The sequence below is a fragment of the Brevundimonas sp. genome, from assembly GCF_041688735.1.
Lineage (GTDB): Bacteria > Pseudomonadota > Alphaproteobacteria > Caulobacterales > Caulobacteraceae > Brevundimonas.
Genome location: NZ_JBDNHO010000014.1, coordinates 1 through 18,491 on the forward strand (window position 1 = coordinate 1; position 18,491 = coordinate 18,491).

The following is an 18,491-nucleotide window of genomic DNA, read 5'->3' on the forward strand; positions in this document are numbered from 1 at the left end:
ACACGCTCCCGAAGATCGTCCGAACGCGCCTTGCCCATAATAGCCTCCCAATCAGAAGACCCATGGACTCACGGTTCGGACCCGATGGGAATCCCCCGCTCGATCACATTCGATTCAACTCAGCGGGCGGCTGCTCTAGGTGCCACCGCCGGTGACTCGAGCGAGTTCATGGGCGCCCCTGCCGGCCTGATCTTCCTGGCCGTCACCATCGCCTCGTTCGCCCTGATCAGCTCGATCAACGACGACAGCGAAAGCGACTGACCTTTCGCCGAAAGGCCGCCGGGTCTTTCAGTAGGATCTATCGAACCCGCCGTCCTTCGGGACGGCGGGTTTTCGGCGTCAGGATGGTTTGAAATAGCTTAGCCGCCTCCGAGGGCGACCGCCACGCGATAGGTAACGAAGGCGCTGAGGTAGGCCAGGCCGAACATGTATACGACCATGACCCACATCCACTTCCATGAGTTCAGCTCGCGCTTGACCACGCCCAGGGTGGCCACGCATTGCGGCGCGAACACATACCAGGCCAGGAAAGCCAGTCCGGTGGCCAGCGACCACTGCGCCGCCAGGGTCGCGCCCAACAGGCTGGTCGCGCTTTCCGCGTTGGCGACGGCATAGACCGTGCCCAGGGCCGCCACCGCGACCTCGCGGGCCGCCATTCCGGGCACCAGGGCGATGACCATCTGCCAGTTGAAGCCGATAGGCGCGAAGATCGGCTCCAGCGCGTGGCCGATCATGCCGGCGAAGCTGTAGTCGATCGCGGGCCGGGTCGCGCCCACAGGTGCCCCCGGGAAGGTGGCCAACGCCCAGACGACGATGATCAACGGAAGGATGATCCGTCCGGCCCGCTCCAGAAAGATGCGCGCCCGAACCCACAGACTGAAGACCACGCTCTTCAGGTCGGGCAGCTTGTAGGCTGGAAGTTCCATCATGAAGGGCGCGACCGCACCCCTCCAGAACACCTTGCGAATGACGAAGGCCACGGTCAGGGCACTTATGATGCCGACGGCGTAAAGGCCGAACATCACCAGACCCTGCAGGTTGGCGAAGCCCCAGACCGTCTCGTTCGGAATGAATGCGGCGATGATCAGGGTGTAGACCGGGATTCTCGCGGAACAGGTCATCAGCGGCGCGACCATGATGGTGGTCAGCCTGTCCCGCCTGGAATCGATCACCCGCGCCGCCATCACGCCGGCGTAGTTGGCGACCTTTTGATGGGAGCCGGTCAGGGCTTTGAACAGGGCCGTCTTGCCGCTGTTGGGATTGTCTACGAGCGCCACCCGGACGCTCCGCACCGCCATGTCCATCAGGCGGGAACCCCTTCGACCGCCGTGGCGGTCGACTGGCCCAACTGAAGCACCGGATCGACGCGGAACATCAGACTGGCGGCTTCATGGCGGCGCAGGGCCACACGCATGTCGTCGACCTTCATGGCGATGGGATCGCGGCCCAGCAGGCCTTCGTGCAGCAGTTCGACCCGCGCGCCCTCGACGAAGCCCAGCTCCAGAAGACGGCGTTCCAGTTCGAGCCCATGCTCGTCGCGCGCATGGTCCCCAACCTGCACGATGACGCCACGATCGCCGCGACGGGCCTGGCTGAGTTTCAGAGTATCTGACATGACGCTCACACGCGCGGCGATAGACGCACGCCGCTCCTGACACTCATTATCAGTTGCGACGCGGCCGCGTCCAGTCCGCCGACATGTCGCTGCCCTATTCGGCGGCCCGGGGCACGGCGTCGTTGGCTGTGATCTCCCGGGCTTCCCATTCCTCGATCTTGCGGGCGGTGTACTCGGGCGATTTGGTGAAGCGCGCCAGAACGCCATAGATCACCGGCACCACGAACAGGGTCAGCAGCGTGGCGAAAATAATTCCGGCGAAGATGACCACGCCGATGGTCGTGCGGCTGCCCGCCCCCGCGCCCTGCCAGAGTACCAGCGGCAAGGCTCCGAAGGCGGTGGCGATGGAGGTCATGATGATGGGACGAAGGCGCAGGGTCGACGCCTCGACAATCGCCTCATGGATGGACCGCCCCTGGTCGCGCAGCTGGTTGGCGAACTCCACGATCAGAATGCCGTTCTTGGCCGCGACGCCGATCAGGATGATCAGGCCGATCTGGGAATAGATGTTGAGGCTGGACCCCGCCATCACCAGACCGAACAGACCACCCGCGGCGGCCAGCGGGACGGTGAGCATGATGACCGCCGGGGTGATCCAGCTCTCGAATTGAGCCGCCAGCACGAGGAAGACCAACAGCAAGGCCAGTCCGAAAGCCGCGGCGACGGCGCCGCCGGCTTCCTGCTGGTCTCGCGCAGAGCCGCCCCATTGGGTGGTGACGATGCCTTGAGGCTGCTCCGCCGCGACCTGGGTGAGGAAGGCGGTCGCGTCGATCAACGTCGTGCCCGGCCTGAGGTCCGCGCTGAGGCTGATGGCGCGTTGACGGTCCAGACGTCGGCGGTCCGGCGTGTCGCCCGACGTCTCGGTCGTCACCACGGCCGACAGAGGCACGAGAGCCCCCGAACCCGTGTTGACGTACAGGGCCTCCAGATCCTCGACGTTGCGGCGGTCCTCGCGTTCGGTCTGCAGGATGACGTCATACTCCTGACCGCCGTTGAGATAGGTCGTGGCCTGGCGCGAACCGAACATGGTCTCCAGCGTCCGACCGATGGACTGGGACGACACGCCCAGAGCTGCGGCCTTCTCGGGATCGACCTCGACCAGCAGGCGGGGGGCGTTGGGTTCATAGTTCAGGCGCGGACGCGAGAAGCCCGGATTGTCCACCGCCCTCGCCAGGACCGGCTGGAGCCATTCGTAGATGTCTTCGTATTCGGCGCCCGTGACCACCATTTCGATCGAGTTCGAGTTGCCGCCGCCGCGCTGGAAGGCACCCGGCGTCGAGGCGTTGACCTGTGCCCCCGTCTGGCCCCTGAGCTTGCCATTGAGGTCCTGCGCGATCTCGTCGGCGGAACGATCGCGTTCCGACCAGTCCGCCAGCGTCAGGACCGCATTGCCGGAGTTGAAGCCGCCCCCACCGAATCCGGGGGCCGAAACCAGATAGGAATCGGCTTCGCCATTGGCCGTGTATTCCGCCAGGATAGGCTCGAGTCCCAGCATGATATCGCGGGTGTAGTCGAACCCGGCGCCCTCGGGGCCTTGAACGCGCACGGTGACGCGTCCCCGGTCCTCGTCGGGAACCAGCGTCTCGGGAAGCGCGAAGAACATCGCCGCCGCGCCGGCCCCGACCAGCACGATCAGCCCGGCCACGCCGAATACGGCCGACCGTCGGCCGAGCATGGCTTTCAGGGAGTTGCTGTATGAGGTCTTCAGCTTGTCCATGCCGTAGTCGACCTTGCGGGCGACCCAGCCGCCGCTGGTGGCGGGGCGCAGGATCTTGGACGCCATCATCGGCGACAACGTCAGGGCCAGGAAGGCGGAGAAGGCCACAGCCGCCGCGATGGCCGCGGCCAGTTCGACGAACAGGCGACCGACGTAGCCGGGCAGGAACAGCAGCGGGGCGAACACCGACAGCAAGGCGATGGTGGTCGCGACGACGGCGAAGAAGACCTGACGCGCGCCGCGTTCGGCGGCCACCAACGGCGGTTCGCCATGGTCGATACGGCGCTGGATATTTTCGGTGACGACGATGGCGTCATCGACCACCAGCCCGATGGCCAGCACCAGGGCCAGCAGGGTCAGCAGGTTCAGCGAGAAGCCGAGGGGTGCCAGGACGATGAAGGTGGCCAGCAGGCAGATCGGGGCCACGACGGACGGGATCAGCGCCGCTCGAAGCGTCCCGAGGAAGATGAAATTCACCAGCGCGACCAACGCCATGGAAATGCCGATGGTGATCCAGACCTCGTCGATCGCGTGCGCGGTAAAAACCGAATTGTCCGACCCCACAACCAATTCCACGCCCTCGGGCAGGCTCGGTCCGATCTCCTCGATAAAGGCGTTCACGCCGTCGGAAATGGCCAGATCGTTCGACTGGGCCTGACGGGTGACGGCCAGACCGATCTGGTCCAGCCCATTGCCTCGGAACAGACGGCGATCTTCTTCGGGAGCTTCCACCACTCGGGCGATGTCGCCCAGGCGCGTGACGTAGGACGCCTGACCCTGGATCGCGCCGGTTGCGCCGCTGGGCAGGCCCGTGGCGGTGGACGCCGTGGCCGGGGCGGCCTGGGTCGAGCCGCTGGCGGTCGTGGCCGAGCCGCGCGTGCCGATCGGCAACTGCTGGAAGTCCTCGGCGCGCGCATAGGTGCGGGCCACGCGGACGGTGTAGTCCTTCTGTCCGGACTCCAGCGAGCCGGCGGGCAGTTCCACGTTCTGGGTGGTCAGGGCGTTTTCGACGTCGGTGACGGTGATGCCACGCGCCGCCATGGCGGCGGCGTCCAGCCAGACCCTCATGGCATAGCGTTGCTCGCCGTATATCTGGACTGCGGCGACCCCCGGAACCGTGGCCAGACGGTCGAGCAGATAGCGGTCCGCATAATCGGTCAGCTCGAGCCGGTTCATGCTCTGGGCGCGCAGGAACAGGATCATGATCGGCTGGCTGTCGCTGTCGGCCTTGGCGACCGTCGGCGCGTCGGCCTGGTCCGGCAGGCGGCTCGCGACGCGGGACACGCGGTCGCGCACGTCGTTGGCGGCGTCGTCGATGTTCCGATCCAGCGAGAACTCGATGTTGACGCTTGAGCGCCCGTCGCGGCTGGTTGAGTTGATCCGTTCGACGCCCTGGATGCCGGCGATCTGCTGTTCGATCGGCTCGGTGATCCGGCTTTCGATGACCTCGGCCGAGGCACCGGCATAGCTGGTGTTGACCGAGACGATCGGGGGATCGACGTCAGGCAGCTCCCGCACGGGCAGGAAGAAGAAAGAGGCCGCGCCGATCACGCACAGCACGATCGCGGCCACCGCCGCGAAGACCGGGCGCCGCACAGCGAGATCGGAGAGCATCATCGGGCGGGGCCCTGGGTCGCCGCACTGCCGGCAGCCGGGGCGGCAGACCGTGGCCCGCCCGTTCCGGCCACCCGGATCGAAGCACCGGGCTGGATGCGGTTCAGGCCGGAACCGACGACGCGGTCGCCCGCGTTCAGGCCGGAGATGATCTCGACGAAGCCGCTCTCGACCGCGCCGGTCTCGACCTCGACGCGCTGGGCCGTGGAGCCCTTTTCGGCCGCGGCGATGCGATAGACGAAGGCACCGTCGCCCTCATACTGCACCGCGGCCTCCGGCACCGCCGGGGCCGTGCGCTGACCTTGGGTCACCACCACCCGAACCGCCATTCCGGGCCGGATCCGACCGCCGGGATTGGGGATTTCCGCGCGGGCCGTGACCGACCGCGTCTGCTCATTGACCCGGGTGTCGATCAGGGCGATGCGGCCGCCGAAACTCTCGTCGCCATAGGCGTCGACCGTGGCGCTGATGGACTGACCGGAGCGAAGCACGCTGAGGTAGCGTTCAGGAACGGGGAAGTCGACGCGAACCACATCGATGTCGTCCAGCGTGGCGATGACGCCGCCCGGATTGACCAGCGTCCCCGCCGTCACCGTGCTCAACCCCAGAACGCCGCCGAACGGAGCGCGGATCGTGCGGTCGCCGCGCCGGGCCTGCGCCGCCGACAGAGAAGCACGCGCGGTCTCCAATTCGGTGCGGTACTGTTCCACCATCATCTGGGGCGCGAAACCGCGCTCGCCCAGTGCGTTGAAGCGTTCGTACTGGCGCTCGGCCTGGGCCACCTGGGCGCGGGCCAGCACGATGCCCGCGTCCTCTTCCGTCGCCTGAAGCTGCACCAGCGGCGTGCCGGCGGCGACGCGCTGGCCGTCGGTGAACATCACGCGGGTGATCAGTTCGCTGGTCGAGGAGGTGATGTTGACCGAACGTCGGCCCCGCGCCACGCCCAGCACCCGGATCTGGTTGCTGAATTCGCGCGGCGTCGCCAACGCCTGCGAGACCTCTTGCCCCCCCCCTCGTCCGCCCGCGCCCCCCGGCCCTCCGGGTCCTCCACCCTTTTCATCCCCGGCGAAGGCCAGCCGCATGATCACGGCGACGATCATCAGACCCATAATGACGGCGGCAGCGGCAAGGAAGAAGTGGCGTTTGATCACGCGAGACAGACTCCGACCATGGGGAGAGAGTCGACTTAGCGGCTCCCGCCATCGACGCAACACAAGTCTCTGTAACGGTCGTCGTTCCTGAACCCGTCGCCGTCGAAAGGGCGGAATTGTCGCAGCGTCAGAACCGGCGCCACAGCGCCAGCATCGGTCCGCCGCTGTCGGGCGTTTCTCTACCGGCAACGGTTTGTCGCCAACCGGCCTGGACGCTCCAGTCGCCGAACTGGCGGACGACGGACGTTTCCATAGACAGCCAGCGCGGTCCGCCGTCGTCGGCCTTACCGCCGAAAGCCTAGCTGAGCAGCATCCAGTTCGCCGCCAGATGCACGCCCGCAGTGATGTCCACCCGCGTCTCGTCCGGCAGGCCTTCCCGCATCCGACGCGCCGTCTGCACCTCGAAGAACGTGTTGTCCGGAACAGGACCCCAGCCCTCGGCAACGGTTCGTCCCACGGACGCCCGAACTTCCCAGTCCCGTTCACCCTGACCCGGCAAGGCATAGCCCGCGTTGCGGCCCTCGCCGCCGTCGGCGTAACCACCGTAGAGACTGACCGCGAACGCGTCGCTGCGCCAGGCCTGCCAGGTCACGCCGATCTCGACCGGACCGCGCCCCTCGTAGTCGACGAAGGCGTCCTCGCCCTGTTGCCAGTCGCCCTTGAGCTGAAGCGTCACTCGGTCCGTCAGGCCATATTCGGCGAACATTCCCACCGTCGTGTCCAGGCGCTCGGCCGGCAGGGAGACGAGATCGCCGTCGGGGTCATAGCCCCGGTCCGCCCGCATGCGCTCCAGCTTTACGATGACCTGACCCTTGCCCTTGGGCTGGGTCCAGGGTCCCGCGATCGCCGGGCAGGCCAGGCCCAGCGCCGCTGTCGCTACGACGAGCCCCCCGAGCCGTCTCACCCGTCGTAGCCCGGCGACTTTCGATCCAGCATCCGCAGCGCCCCGGGCCAGGCCAGCGATGAAATGAAGCCGATGCCCCTGCCCTGCTCCTTCGTCTCTGCCTGCGCCGCGTCCGGAGCCATCAGGACATGCTGGCGACCGCCGGACAGCGCCGCGACCTGCTGGGCGCAGGCGCGCTCGAGGAAGAACATGCCGATCCAGGCCTGGGCCGCCGTCTGGCCGACCGCGAGCGTGCCGTGATTGCGCAACAGCATCAACGGCTTGTCACCCAGGTCCGCGACCAGTCGCTCCCGCTCGTCGTGGTTCAGCGCGACCCCCTCATAACCGTGATAGGCGACCTGATGCTGTAACAGGCAGGCGTTCTGCCCGATGGGCAGCAACCCTTCGGCCTGGGCCGCCACCCCGACCCCGGCGACCGTGTGCAGATGGATCACGAAATGCGCGTCTTCGCGCGCCGCGTGGATCGCCGAATGGATGGTGAAGCCGGCCGGGTTGATGAAGCTGGTGGTGTCCTGGACGACGTTGCCGTCCAGATCGACCTTGACCAGGCACGAGGCGGTCATCTCCTCGAAATAGAAGCCGTAGGGGTTGATGAGGAAATGCTTCTCCGGTCCCGGCACCCGCGCCGAGATGTGGGTGAAGATCATGTCGTCCCAACCGTGCAGGGCTACCAGTCGATACAAGGCGGCCAGTTCGACGCGCGTCAGCCACTCCGCCTCCGACACACGGGACTTCAATGACACCGGGGCTCCGTCGGCCATGATCGTGCTCCTTTCCTGATCGGCGGGGCACGCTCGCGCTTCGCGCGCATTCCGTCAAGATTCAGCTTCCGTTAACCGCGTCTTAGCGCGCGCCTACTAGCGTGGCCATAGGTTGAATCGCGGCCCCGTCGGAGACCCCCTTGTCCGTCCTCGTCCAGCTCCGTCCTCGCCCCGCCGACGCGGGTCCTCCGGCCCTGCCAGAGTTGCTGACCCTGGCTCATGACCGATCCCCCGACGCGCGCCGACGGCTGCTGCTCGGCGTCCTGTCTCTGTGCGACGCCAATCCGCCGACGGGAGAGCTTTCGCCGGTGCTGGGCGAGATATTCCTCAACCTGGCCGGTCAGGCCGAACGCGACATCCGCAAGCTGCTTTCCCAGAGGCTGGCGACCGTCGACTGGGCGCCGCGCGCGCTGGTCAACGTCCTGGCGCTGGACGAGATCGAGATCGCCCGTCCGGTGCTGGCGGCCAGTCCCATGCTTCAGGACGGTGACCTGATGCGCGTCCTGCTCGAGGCCACGCTGGAGCACCAGATCGAGGTCGCCCGTCGCCCGTCGCTGGGCGCCCGCGTCGCCGACGCCATCATTGATCGCGGCGAACCCGCCACCCTGACGGCCTTGGCCTCCAACCGGACGGCGGAGATCAGCCTGGACGGCATCCGGCGGCTGGTCGAACACTCCCGCCGCGTCGCCGCCCTGCGCGCGCCCCTGACCCGCCATCCCCGCCTGACCGAGCAACTGGCCGAACAGATGTATCAGTGGGTCGGCGAAGCCCTGCGGCAGTCGATCTGCGCGCGTTTCCAGGTCGATGACAGTCGACTGCGGCCACTGGTCGAACAGGCCGCCCGAGCCGCGCTGGACGGGACCCGCCCGAGCGCGCAGCCGGTCGATGACGCAGGGCGGGACGAGATGGAGCGCAGGCTGGTCGGCAAACTTCAGGCCGCCGGCCAATTGCGCGCCGGCTATCTGATCCGCTCGGTGCGCGAGCGGCGCGTAGGCCTGTTCGTGCACGGCCTCGCCACGCTGGGCGGATTCACAGTCTCGCAAATCCGCGAAGCCATGGCCTCGCCGACGCCGGAAGGATTTTACTACGCCTGCGCGGCCGTCGGCATCGACCGGGCCGTCTTCCCGGCCCTGCTCACCGAATTGCGCCTGTTGAACGGCGGACTGCCGGGCGACGGCGGCGAGCGGGCGTGGCGTAAGGGCGCGATTTCGACGGCTTCGGCCGGCCGGGCCTTCAAGTCGCTGATCGCCGCCTGATCACCCGGCGTTTGACTTCCCCCTCGCGCTCGGCTTGCGTGGAGCCGTGAACGCATCTGCCCTCCGTATCGCCTTCGCGGCCTCCGACCGACCCGAAGCCCAGGCGGCGCGCGACCGGCTGGCTGAGCGTTACGGATCGATCGAACCGAGCCAGGCTGAGGTCATCGTCGCCCTGGGTGGCGACGGCTTCATGCTGGAAACCTTGCATGCGAACCTGGACAGGCGGCCGCCCGTATTCGGCATGAATCGCGGTTCCGTCGGCTTCCTGATGAACGACTACGAGGAAGACGGCTTGCCGGAGCGGCTGGCATCTGCCGAACGCGCCGTCATTCATCCGCTGCAGATGGACGCCCGGACTGAATCCGGCTCGGTCCACAGCGGTTTGGCCATCAACGAGGTCTCCCTGCTGCGCCAGACCCGGCAGAGCGCCAAGCTGCGGATCACCGTCGATGAGCGCGTGAGGCTGGAGGAGTTGTCGTGCGACGGCTGCATGGTGGCCACGGCGGCGGGTTCGACGGCCTACAATCTGTCGGCCCACGGACCGATCATTCCACTCGACGCCCGCGCCCTCGCCCTGACTCCTATCAGCGCTTTCCGGCCCCGTCGCTGGCGGGGGGCGCTGCTGCCGCATGAGGCCAGGGTCTGTTTCGACGTGCTCGAAGCCGACAAGCGGCCAGTCAGCGCAACCGCCGACAGTTTCGAGGTTCGCCGGGTCGTCCGGGTCGAGGTCAAGGAACGGCGCGACATCGCCCTGACCATGCTGTTCGACGCGAGCCGATCCTTCGAGGAGCGTGTGCTGGCCGAGCAATTCGCCTCCTGAGCCGCGTGCACGGCTTCTTAAGGGGACAGGCGGCATTTTACCAACGATCGTCTTCAGGAGTCCGTCGTGACCAATTCGGCCCAGATCATTCGCCCACCCAACACGCTGCGGATGAAGGTCGGCGGTGGTTTCGGCGGCATTGACGCAGGAGCCATCGCCCGGGCCGAGGAAGCCCTTCGCTCGATGTCGGCGCAATTCGGGCAGTGGTTGCAGGATGAAATCGTAAAGCTGGATAAGGCCCAGGCCGACATCCGCGCTCAAGGTTACAACGCCCGGACGGCCGAGGCCCTGTACTTCCGGGCCCACGACCTGAAGGGGCTCGGCACGACCTATCAGTATCCGCTGGTGACGCGTCTCGCCGGGTCGCTGTGCCGGATGATGGACGACCCGACCAAGCGCATGACCGCCCCGCTGATCCTGCTCGACGCCCATATAGACGCCATCAAGGCCGTCGTCCGCGACCAGATCCAGACCGACGATCACCCGACCGGCAAGATCCTGGCCGAGACGCTGGAAGCCAGGGTAGCAGAGCACCTCGGCTGAGTTCATCCTGATTTCTTGAGAGACGCCCGCCCCGTGGCGGGCGTTTTCAATTGGACGTCAGGCCGCGGCGCTGACCACCGCCCTCGACGGCAGGGGATCCTGGTCCAGACGCTCCATCAGATACGCCAGGTCCTCGCGCGGCGCGTTCGGACGCTGGGTCATGAACCGCTCCAGCATCTGGCGCCGGAAGCCGTCGCCGGATGTGTCGCTGCCTTCGGCCTGCAACGCGCGCCAGGTGTCGACGCCTGCGCGGAAGGCCTGGAACAGGCGCGGCGGCAGGCCGGCGCGGTCGTATATCGCCTTCAGCCCCAACGGCCCCGCGTCGTGGATCATCAGCCAGGCACGGGAATGTGGCGTTCCCGCCAGCTCGGCCATGCCGTGCTCGAACAGCCCCATCTGCCCGCGCGCGAGGGCACGCAGCATCAACGACGACGTCAGGGCGCGCCTCGCGTTCAGATTGGCGACGAACTGCGGCAGGTCCGCATGACTGGACGCCTGATCGACCAGATCGATCGTGGCCCGCTCGCGCGCATGACCGGCCAGACGAATCGCGGTTTCGGGAGCGACGGCATGACGCGTCACCAGATGCTCGCGCACGGCGGCCGACGCCAGTTCGAGCAGCCGCTCGGTCACCGACAGCGGCAGCACCTGCCGATAGGCGATGGCGGCGACCACTTCGCCCGAAGTCGCGAAGCGAGCGATGCAGCGGCCCAGCGCCGCCTCGGAGACGTCGGCGTTGTCGTTGGCGGCCAGGGTCCGCACGGCCTGCTCGCAGCCGACCTCGGCCACGGCGGCGGCGACGTCGCGACCGACGCGCGGGCGACCGGCCACGGCGACCTGACGCACGGCCGAGCCGGCCTGAACGATCTCGATCAGGTCTTCGTCGGTGAAGACTGGCGAGAAATTGATCAGGGGCAGGGCGACGCTGTCCACGTCGGCGGCCAGTTTGCGGGCCACGTCGCGGGGAATCAGGTCCGAAGACTTCAGTGTCACGGCCATTGCCCGCCGCACCATCTCGGCGGCGTCCTGAGCCAGCAGGCGCAGGATCTTCTGTGCCGCCTCGCGATCTTGGCCGGTCAGCTCGATCGCTTCCATGTTGCGGCACAGTTTGTGCGTCGCGGCGGCGCGCTCGTCCTCGTCCGTGGCCTTGATCAGGCGGCGGATGTCGACGTCGGTCAATCGGGCACGGTAGGCGGTCATCAGGGGCGCTCAAGCTCTGGCATTGCCGGACACCATCGACCGACTATCCCTAACGGGCCGTTTACCATCGCCGGATTCGGCGTCAGGCGCTCGACTTCGCTTCGGGCGCGAAGGCGCCGCCGAAACCACCGCCCTTGCCTTCCCCATCCTGACCCAGCAGCAGGGCCAGCAGGCTCTGATCCTGCTTGAGCCGGTCAAGGCGGGCCGCCAGCATGCGGTCGCGCTCCGACAGGTCAGGAACCGCCTGTGTCGAACTCGTGATCGCGGCGGGCGCGCCATGCCCGGCCGAGCGTTGCAGGTTCGCATGGACTTCCGCGACCGTCGCGGGACGCCCGTCGCGATAGAAGATCGACCGGTTCGCCGACGCCGCCTGCGGGAAAATGGAGGCCGCGCTGCCTGCCGGATTGCGGCCCATGGCTTCCATCAGCTGCGCCGCGCCCGCCGGGCCGAGGAAGTGGGCGGCATACAGGTCTCCGGCGCCGGGCTCGCGACCCGTGCGGCCTCGCAGATAGGCCGCGTTGGACGCGGTCAGCTCGCCCGCCATGGTTGAAGCCGCCTGCGGGTCGAACCTGAGATCCAGCACCACGTTTCGCGCCGAGCCCTCGACCCGCCAACGACTGTCCGAGCCGCGATAGATCAGGTCGGCGTACTGGCCGTAGCCGTGCTTGGCGCCGTGCGCCTTCACCGTGCCCAGCCAGGTCTGTTCGATGAACTGGAACAGGCCTGCGGCCGAAGACGTCGGCGCCCTCGCGGACGGGTTCATCGCGCTCTCACGCCGTGCGGTCTTGAGCAGGAAGTCGGCGTCCACGCCTGTGGCGCTCGAGGCGCGCCGGATGGCCGCCTCGACTCCGCCGTGGGATGGAATCGCTCCTACGCTCATAGTGTTTACGGTCGTTTACGATAGTTAACCGAAAGCTAACGCAATCCTTACCGCCCACAGGCACCTTCGTCATCGCTGATTGATCCCGACGATGGAAAGCGTCGCCGCAAACTTGCCGCAAGGGAAGCGCTCAACTTCGGTGTGGGACGCTGCGGGGGCGGCGAACGACAGGAAGAACGGCCATGATGATGAGGACCGCAGGCGGCCCTGGAGGGGTCAGCCCCATCGACTTCCACGAGCGCAAGACCCCGCGCTTTTCCCGCGCGACCTGGATCGCCCTCGGGCTGGTCAGCGCCGCCCACGTCGGGCTCGGCTTCGCGCTCTACTACCAGCGCTTCGAACTGGCTCCGCCCGTGACCGCACCAGAGCCGCCGATTACGATCATCGAGATGTTCAGGCTCAAACAGCCCGAAGCGCTGGAGCCCGTGAAGACCCCTCCGGCCCAAGCCCCGAACACGGTCGTCAACACGACGCCCGCGCCACCGACCACCACGGACACCATCGCCGTGGTCCAGAGCGACAGGCCGAACTCCAGCCTGACCTTCAGCACGTCAGAGCCCGCGCCGAACTCCACGGACGGCGGCACCGCCGACGCACCGGCGCCGCCCCGGCCTCCGGCGGTGATCACCCAGCCGAACTGGATCAGGCAACCTGACGGCGACCAGCTGATGCGGGCCTACCCGGCCCGGGCGCTTCAGGCCAATGTCGAGGGAGCGGCGACGTTGAACTGCCTCGTCCAGCCGACGGGCCGGGTCACCGACTGCGCGGTGACACGAGAGACTCCGGGCGGCTACGGTTTCGGTCGGGCGGCGCAGGGACTGTCGCGGCATTTCCAGATCAGCCCGCGCACGGTCAACGGCGCGGCGGAGGGATCACGGGTTAACATCGCCCTCCGCTTCAACCTGCCGGAAGGCTGATCAGGCCGGCCTGAGCGGGTCGAGAGCAGCGGCGTCCGCCATGGCCGCCCTGCCCTCGATGCCGTCGGCGACCACACGGGCGACCAGGGGCCCCAGCAGCCAGCCGTTGCGGCGCGGCGCAAGGGCGAGGTGCAGGCCGGCGTGCCGTGTCGGACCCGCCAGCGGCAGGCCATCGGCGGTTCCGCCACGCACGCCCACCCGCGTCTGGCCGACCGGGCCGGCGCGGCCCAGCAAGGCCAGACCAGCGGCGACGCGGTCGCGGCTTTCTTCGAGATCGGGTTCCAGATCGCGCCGACCCGGCTCCATCGTCGCCCCGATCAGGACGCCGCTCGTCGTCGGGCTGACATAGACCCCCGGGGCGCGTGTCACCCGGGGCGGCACCGGCGTGTCCACGGCGGTGATCTGGCCCCGGATAGGCTCGATCGCATCGACGGTGGCCGCCACCTCGACCGGAAGTCCCGGGATGGGTGGCGCGACGCCGGTGGCCAGCACGACGCTGGCCGCGAACCACACCCGGCCGTCGTCGCCCTCGATCCGCCACCGTCGGGCATCTCCGTTCAGGCTGACGACCCGGGCGCGCACGACGGTCACGCCGATCGCGCGCCCAAGGGCGGCCAGCGCCGGGGCGGCCTCGATTCGCCAGTCGTCAGGGGTGATCAGGCCGCCGTCGGCGGCGCGGGCCTCGAAGCCCAGGGCGTTCAGACGCGCGATGGCGGCCCTGGCGTCGGAGCCGCGCCACGCCGCGCCCTCGCGGTGCAGCTTCAGGCCGTGCGTCTCGGCGAAAGCGGACCACAGGTCGCGAGCGCGCTTGAGCAGACCGGCCCGCTCCGGCGAGACATCCTCCAGCAGGCTTTCCAGCGCGGGCGCCAGCATGCCGGCCGCGACCGAGGAGGCGTTGGGGCCACCGGGGTCCAGCACGGTGACGGCGTGACCGCGCCCCGCCAGTTCTGCGGCCACGCAGAGGCCCAGCACGCCGGCACCGACAACGATCACATCAGGAGAAGAGCCCACGGGCGATCAGATCAACCGCCCGCCCCTCGATTGCAAGCGGCTATTCCGCCGCGATGGCCGCCGCGCGATTATGGTCGATCCGGTCGATCAGCGCCGCGTGCTGATCCCACAGGGCCGTGGGCAGGCGGTCGCCGAACTGGGCGTAGAATTCGGGGATCAGCGCGGCTTCCTCGGCCCACACGTCGGCGTCGACGTCCAGCAAGGTCGCCAGGTCCGCGTCGGACAGGCTGAGGCCCGACAGGTCAAGCGCTTCGCGGCTCGGGACGCGACCCACCGGCGTATCCACGGCAGCGGCCTCGCCATTGAGGCGTCCGGCGATCCATTTCAGGACGCGGGCGTTGTCGCCGAAGCCGGGCCAGACGAACCGGCCGTCCTCGCTCTTGCGGAACCAGTTGACGAAATAGAGGCGCGGCAGCCTGGCCGGATCGGTCTTGCCCGCCATCGACAGCCAGTGGGCGAAATAGTCACCCATATTGTAGCCGCAGAAGGGCAGCATCGCGAACGGGTCACGACGCAGCTCGCCGACCCTGGTCTCGGCGGCGGCGGTGCCTTCGGAGGCGACCGTCGAGCCCATGAACACGCCATGCTCCCAGTCGAAGGCTTCGGTCACCAGCGGCACGGCCGAGGCGCGACGCCCCCCGAACAGGATGGCGTCGATCGGCACGCCCTTGGGGTCCTCCCATTCCGGCGCGATGGTCGGGCACTGCGAGGCCGGGGCGGCGAAGCGGGCGTTGGGGTGGGCGGCGGGCTCGCCCGAGGCCGGGTCGTGCGGCCGGCCCTTCCAGTTGGTCAGGCCTTCCGGCACGTCCTTCGTGAGGCCTTCCCACCAGACGTCGCCGTCGGCGGTCAGGGCGGTGTTGGTGAAGATCGTATTGGAGGCCATCGTCGCCAGGGCGTTGCCGTTGGTGTTGCGGCTGGTGCCGGGGGCCACGCCGAAGAAGCCGGCTTCAGGGTTGACCGCGTACAGACGCCCGTCCTCGCCGAAGCGCATCCAGGCGATGTCGTCACCGATGGTCTCGGCGGTCCAGCCGGGGATGGTGGGCTCCAGCATGGCCAGATTGGTCTTGCCGCAGGCCGAGGGGAAGGCGGCGGCGATGAATTTGGCGCGGCCCTTGGGGTCGGTCAGCTTGAGGATCAGCATATGCTCGGCCAGCCAGCCCTCGTCGCGGGCCATGACCGAGGCGATGCGCAGGGCGTAGCATTTCTTGCCCAGCAGGGCGTTGCCGCCATAGCCCGAGCCGTAGGACCAGATCTCGCGCGTCTCGGGATAGTGGACGATCCATTTGTCTTCGTTGCAGGGCCACGGCACGTCGGCCTGGCCCTCGGCGAGCGGCGCGCCCAGAGTATGCAAGGCGGGCACGAAGAACCCGTCCTCGCCCATCAGATCGAGCACCGGCTGTCCCATTCGGGTCATGATGCCCATCGACACGGCGACATAGCCGCTATCTGTTATCTCGACGCCCAAGGCGCTGATCGGCGAGCCCAGCGGCCCCATCGAGAACGGCACGACATACATCGTACGGCCGGCCATGCAGCCGTCGAACAGGCCGTTCAGCCGGTCGCGCATCTCGACCGGATCGGCCCAGTTGTTGGTCGGACCGGCGTCGATCTGTTGGGCCGAGCAGATGAAGGTCCGGCTCTCGACGCGGGCCACGTCCTTGGGATCCGAGGCGGCGTAATAGCAGCCGGGGCGTCTGGTCTGGTCCAGCGCCTTCAACGTGCCCTTGCCGATCAGGTCGGCGACGATGGTGGCCTTTTCGGCTGCGGAGCCGTCGCACCAGTGCACGCGGGCGGGCTTGGTCAGGCCGGCGATCTGCTCGACCCAGGCCACCAGGCCGGCGTGTTTGGTGGGGGCCGGATGAAGGCCGGAAATGGCGGTCATGCTTACTCTCCTGAACCCGAACCCGGCGATCTGACGCCGCCGTGGCCTTTCGATACGTTGATCATCACGCAATGTTTCAGCGGGAATGACACCGATGCGGACGCGGCGTCAACCGATGCAAGTTTCAACCCTGCGCGTGCGGGCGCCATCGGCGTCGGGGCATATTTCCGGTCGCGGGCGGCGGCGGCACGGGCTATCCGGACGCCCATGCAGACGATCGACCCCGTCACCCCGCCGCCCACCGGCGGCCTCGCCTCGCCCGCAGTGGCGCGGAATACGGGGCCGATACTGGACGTCCTGAGGGCGCATCTTCCGGCGCGGGGCCGGCTGCTGGAGGTCGCGGCGGGATCGGGGGAGCATGCGGTGGCCTTCGCCGCCGCCCTGCCCGGCCTGGACTGGACGCCCAGCGACCCGTCGGCCGAGGCGCGGGCCAGCATCGCGGCCTGGGCGCGGGCGGTGGGGCCATCCAACCTGCGTCCACCCCTGGCTCTGGACGTCATGGACGAGGCGACGTGGCCGATCGACGCGGTCGAGGCCCTGGTCTGCATCAACATGATCCACATCAGTCCCTGGGGCGCGACGGAAGGCCTGATACGGCTGGCGGGGCGGGTTCTGGTCCGCCCGGGCGGGCTGCTGGTCCTGTACGGCCCCTATCGGGAGGCGGACCGGCCGCTGGCGGCGTCAAACGAAGCGTTCGACCAGAGCCTGAAGTCGCGCGACCCGGCCTGGGGCCTGCGCGATCGCGACGCCGTCGTGGCGGCGGCGAAGGTCGAGGGGCTGGCCTTGACGGCGCGGCGCGAAATGCCGGCCAACAACATCATGCTGCTGTTCAGGCGCGTGTCGTGACCACGCGTTTCCATCGCCGGCGGCCGTGGTAGGGGCTGGCGCATGAGCTTTTCCAGAACCTATGACGGCGGCGAGCCGGTCCGGATCAACAAATGGCTGGGCCAGACCGGCGTCTGCTCGCGCCGCGAGGCCGATGCCCTGATCGCCGACGGGCTGGTGTCCGTGGACGGCGAGGTCGTCACCGACGCGGGCCGCAAGCTGGAGTCCGGCCAGACCCTGACCCTCAGCGATCGGGCGACCGCTGCCCTGGCCGAGGGCGTGACCATCGTTATGCACAAGCCGCTCGGCTATGTTTCAGGCCAGCCCGAGCCGGACAAGCTCCCGGCGGTGCGGCTGGTCACCGAGGGCAACCGGGTCGGTCCCGGCACGGTCCCGGCCGACGACCACTCCCTGCCCCCGATCGGCCGGCTGGACGAGGATTCGCGCGGCCTGTTGCTGCTGTCATCCGACGGGGTCGTGGCCAAGGCGGTGATCGGGCCGCAATCCGATCTGGACAAGGAATATCTGGTCCGCGTCGCCGGTGACGTGACCGAGAACAAGCTGAAACTGCTGCGTTTCGGCCTGATGCTGGACGGCCGCCAGCTCAAGGCCGCGCGGGTCAGCCGGATGGAATCCTTCCGCCTCAAATTCATCCTGCGCGAGGGCCGCAACCGCCAGATCCGCCGCATGTGCGACATGGTCGACCTCGAGGTCCTCGACTTGATCCGTATACGGATTGGCCCGCTCAAGCTGGACAATCTGCCCGAGGGACGGTGGCGGATGCTGACGGACGAGGAACGGGCGGCGCTGGTGGGTTAGGCTCTCCCGCTTTTAATCCGGCTCCTCCGGTGGGGACCAGTCTGGATCATTCACCGGAAACCAGTCCGCCGCCAGATCAAGCCAGTCGGGATTATCCGCCTCGATCAGCCTCAGCTTCCAGTCGCGCTTCCATTCCTTGATCTGCTTCTCGCGACGGATGGCCTCTGCCACCCAGGCAAACGGCTGGAACCAGACCAGCCGGTTGCAGCCGTATGTCTTGCTGAACCCCTCGAACACGCCGCTGCGATGCTTCCACACCCGCGCGGTCAGGTTCGCGGTCATCCCCGCATAGAGCGTCCCGTTCCGCCCGCTGGCCATGATGTAGCTCGCGATGAAGGTCCGGTGCGTCGGCATGCACACAACCTATAGCTATATATGTCTGTCGTCATCCAGCTCCTTCTGCTGCCGTCATTGCGGCGAAGGCCGGGATGACGACAACTAGGCTCAGGACCCATTAAAGGGATTCACACGGTCGTGGCGATCTGATTCACTGGTGGCAGGAGGAGCCTGTCATGAGTGATCTGTTTTGGCTGACGAACAAGCAGATGCGTCGGATCAAGCCATATTTCCCGCTGT

16 protein-coding genes and 2 pseudogenes are annotated in these 18,491 nt (G+C 67.8%); 6 read left to right on the plus strand and 12 right to left on the minus strand.

Annotated features, from left to right (window positions below):
- Positions 1-359 precede the first annotated feature (359 nt).
- From ACESMO_RS01675 to ACESMO_RS01705, 7 genes and pseudogenes are all read right to left on the minus strand, one after another.
- Positions 360-1,190: pseudogene (locus ACESMO_RS01675) on the minus strand (nucleoside recognition domain-containing protein); the annotation flags it as partial.
- Positions 1,191-1,304, minus strand: a pseudogene (locus ACESMO_RS01680) (FeoB small GTPase domain-containing protein); the annotation flags it as partial.
- Complete coding sequence (locus ACESMO_RS01685) at positions 1,304-1,615, minus strand: ferrous iron transport protein A (RefSeq protein ID WP_372706446.1); 312 nt, start codon at positions 1,613-1,615, stop codon at positions 1,304-1,306. The pseudogene ACESMO_RS01680 and the gene ACESMO_RS01685, both read right to left, overlap by 1 nt.
- Positions 1,616-1,709: 94 nt before the next feature.
- A complete protein-coding gene (locus tag ACESMO_RS01690) occupies positions 1,710-4,946 on the minus strand; it encodes an efflux RND transporter permease subunit (protein ID WP_372706461.1) in 3,237 nt (1,078 codons plus the stop codon).
- The gene (locus tag ACESMO_RS01695) at positions 4,946-6,097 is read right to left on the minus strand and encodes an efflux RND transporter periplasmic adaptor subunit (protein ID WP_372706447.1); all 1,152 of its coding nucleotides are present in this window, start codon (positions 6,095-6,097) and stop codon (positions 4,946-4,948) included. Before ACESMO_RS01695 ends, ACESMO_RS01690 begins: the two co-directional genes overlap by 1 nt.
- Positions 6,098-6,395: 298 nt before the next feature.
- Positions 6,396-7,001, minus strand: coding sequence for a hypothetical protein (locus tag ACESMO_RS01700; protein ID WP_372706448.1), 606 nt, complete (start codon positions 6,999-7,001; stop codon positions 6,396-6,398).
- Positions 6,998-7,762: a class II aldolase/adducin family protein gene (locus ACESMO_RS01705; protein ID WP_372706449.1), complete on the minus strand. Its 765-nt coding sequence runs from the start codon at positions 7,760-7,762 to the stop codon at positions 6,998-7,000. The genes ACESMO_RS01700 and ACESMO_RS01705 overlap by 4 nt, the downstream gene beginning before the upstream one ends.
- A gap of 140 nt (positions 7,763-7,902) precedes the next feature.
- Between ACESMO_RS01705 and ACESMO_RS01710 the strand changes: the two genes are divergently transcribed.
- The 3 genes from ACESMO_RS01710 to ACESMO_RS01720 all read left to right on the plus strand — a co-directional run bounded on the left by ACESMO_RS01710 (position 7,903) and on the right by ACESMO_RS01720 (position 10,381).
- Positions 7,903-9,018: a DUF2336 domain-containing protein gene (locus ACESMO_RS01710; RefSeq protein ID WP_372706450.1), complete on the plus strand. Its 1,116-nt coding sequence runs from the start codon at positions 7,903-7,905 to the stop codon at positions 9,016-9,018.
- Between the two features lie 46 nt (positions 9,019-9,064).
- Positions 9,065-9,838, plus strand: coding sequence for an NAD kinase (locus tag ACESMO_RS01715; protein WP_372706451.1), 774 nt, complete (start codon positions 9,065-9,067; stop codon positions 9,836-9,838).
- Positions 9,839-9,904: 66 nt separating this feature from the next.
- Complete coding sequence (locus tag ACESMO_RS01720; RefSeq protein WP_372706452.1) at positions 9,905-10,381, plus strand: Hpt domain-containing protein; 477 nt, start codon at positions 9,905-9,907, stop codon at positions 10,379-10,381.
- A gap of 57 nt (positions 10,382-10,438) precedes the next feature.
- Here ACESMO_RS01720 and ACESMO_RS01725 read toward each other — a convergent pair whose 3' ends face one another.
- Positions 10,439-11,581 (minus strand): DUF2336 domain-containing protein, encoded by a 1,143-nt coding sequence (locus tag ACESMO_RS01725; RefSeq protein ID WP_372706453.1) that lies wholly within the window; start codon positions 11,579-11,581, stop codon positions 10,439-10,441.
- 82 nt (positions 11,582-11,663) lie between these two features.
- Positions 11,664-12,461, minus strand: coding sequence for a transglycosylase SLT domain-containing protein (locus ACESMO_RS01730; RefSeq protein WP_372706454.1), 798 nt, complete (start codon positions 12,459-12,461; stop codon positions 11,664-11,666).
- Positions 12,462-12,643: 182 nt separating this feature from the next.
- Between ACESMO_RS01730 and ACESMO_RS01735 the strand changes: the two genes are divergently transcribed.
- Entirely contained in the window at positions 12,644-13,378 is a 735-nt protein-coding gene (locus ACESMO_RS01735) for a TonB family protein (protein ID WP_372706455.1), read from the plus strand.
- Here the strand turns inward: ACESMO_RS01735 and ACESMO_RS01740 are convergent, their stop codons facing one another.
- Positions 13,379-14,389: an NAD(P)/FAD-dependent oxidoreductase gene (locus tag ACESMO_RS01740; protein ID WP_372706456.1), complete on the minus strand. Its 1,011-nt coding sequence runs from the start codon at positions 14,387-14,389 to the stop codon at positions 13,379-13,381.
- 40 nt (positions 14,390-14,429) lie between these two features.
- Entirely contained in the window at positions 14,430-16,271 is a 1,842-nt protein-coding gene (locus ACESMO_RS01745; RefSeq protein WP_372706457.1) for a phosphoenolpyruvate carboxykinase (GTP), read from the minus strand.
- Positions 16,272-16,478: 207 nt separating this feature from the next.
- Between ACESMO_RS01745 and ACESMO_RS01750 the strand changes: the two genes are divergently transcribed.
- Both ACESMO_RS01750 and ACESMO_RS01755 read left to right on the plus strand, forming a co-directional pair.
- Complete coding sequence (locus ACESMO_RS01750; RefSeq protein WP_372706458.1) at positions 16,479-17,117, plus strand: DUF938 domain-containing protein; 639 nt, start codon at positions 16,479-16,481, stop codon at positions 17,115-17,117.
- 42 nt (positions 17,118-17,159) lie between these two features.
- Positions 17,160-17,915 carry a pseudouridine synthase gene (locus tag ACESMO_RS01755; RefSeq protein ID WP_372706459.1) on the plus strand — a complete coding sequence of 252 codons (756 nt, stop codon included), beginning with the start codon at positions 17,160-17,162 and terminating at the stop codon, positions 17,913-17,915.
- A gap of 12 nt (positions 17,916-17,927) precedes the next feature.
- On the opposite strand, the gene ACESMO_RS01760 is transcribed toward ACESMO_RS01755, so the two are convergent.
- Complete coding sequence (locus tag ACESMO_RS01760) at positions 17,928-18,269, minus strand: GIY-YIG nuclease family protein (RefSeq protein ID WP_372706460.1); 342 nt, start codon at positions 18,267-18,269, stop codon at positions 17,928-17,930.
- Positions 18,270-18,491 lie beyond the last annotated feature (222 nt).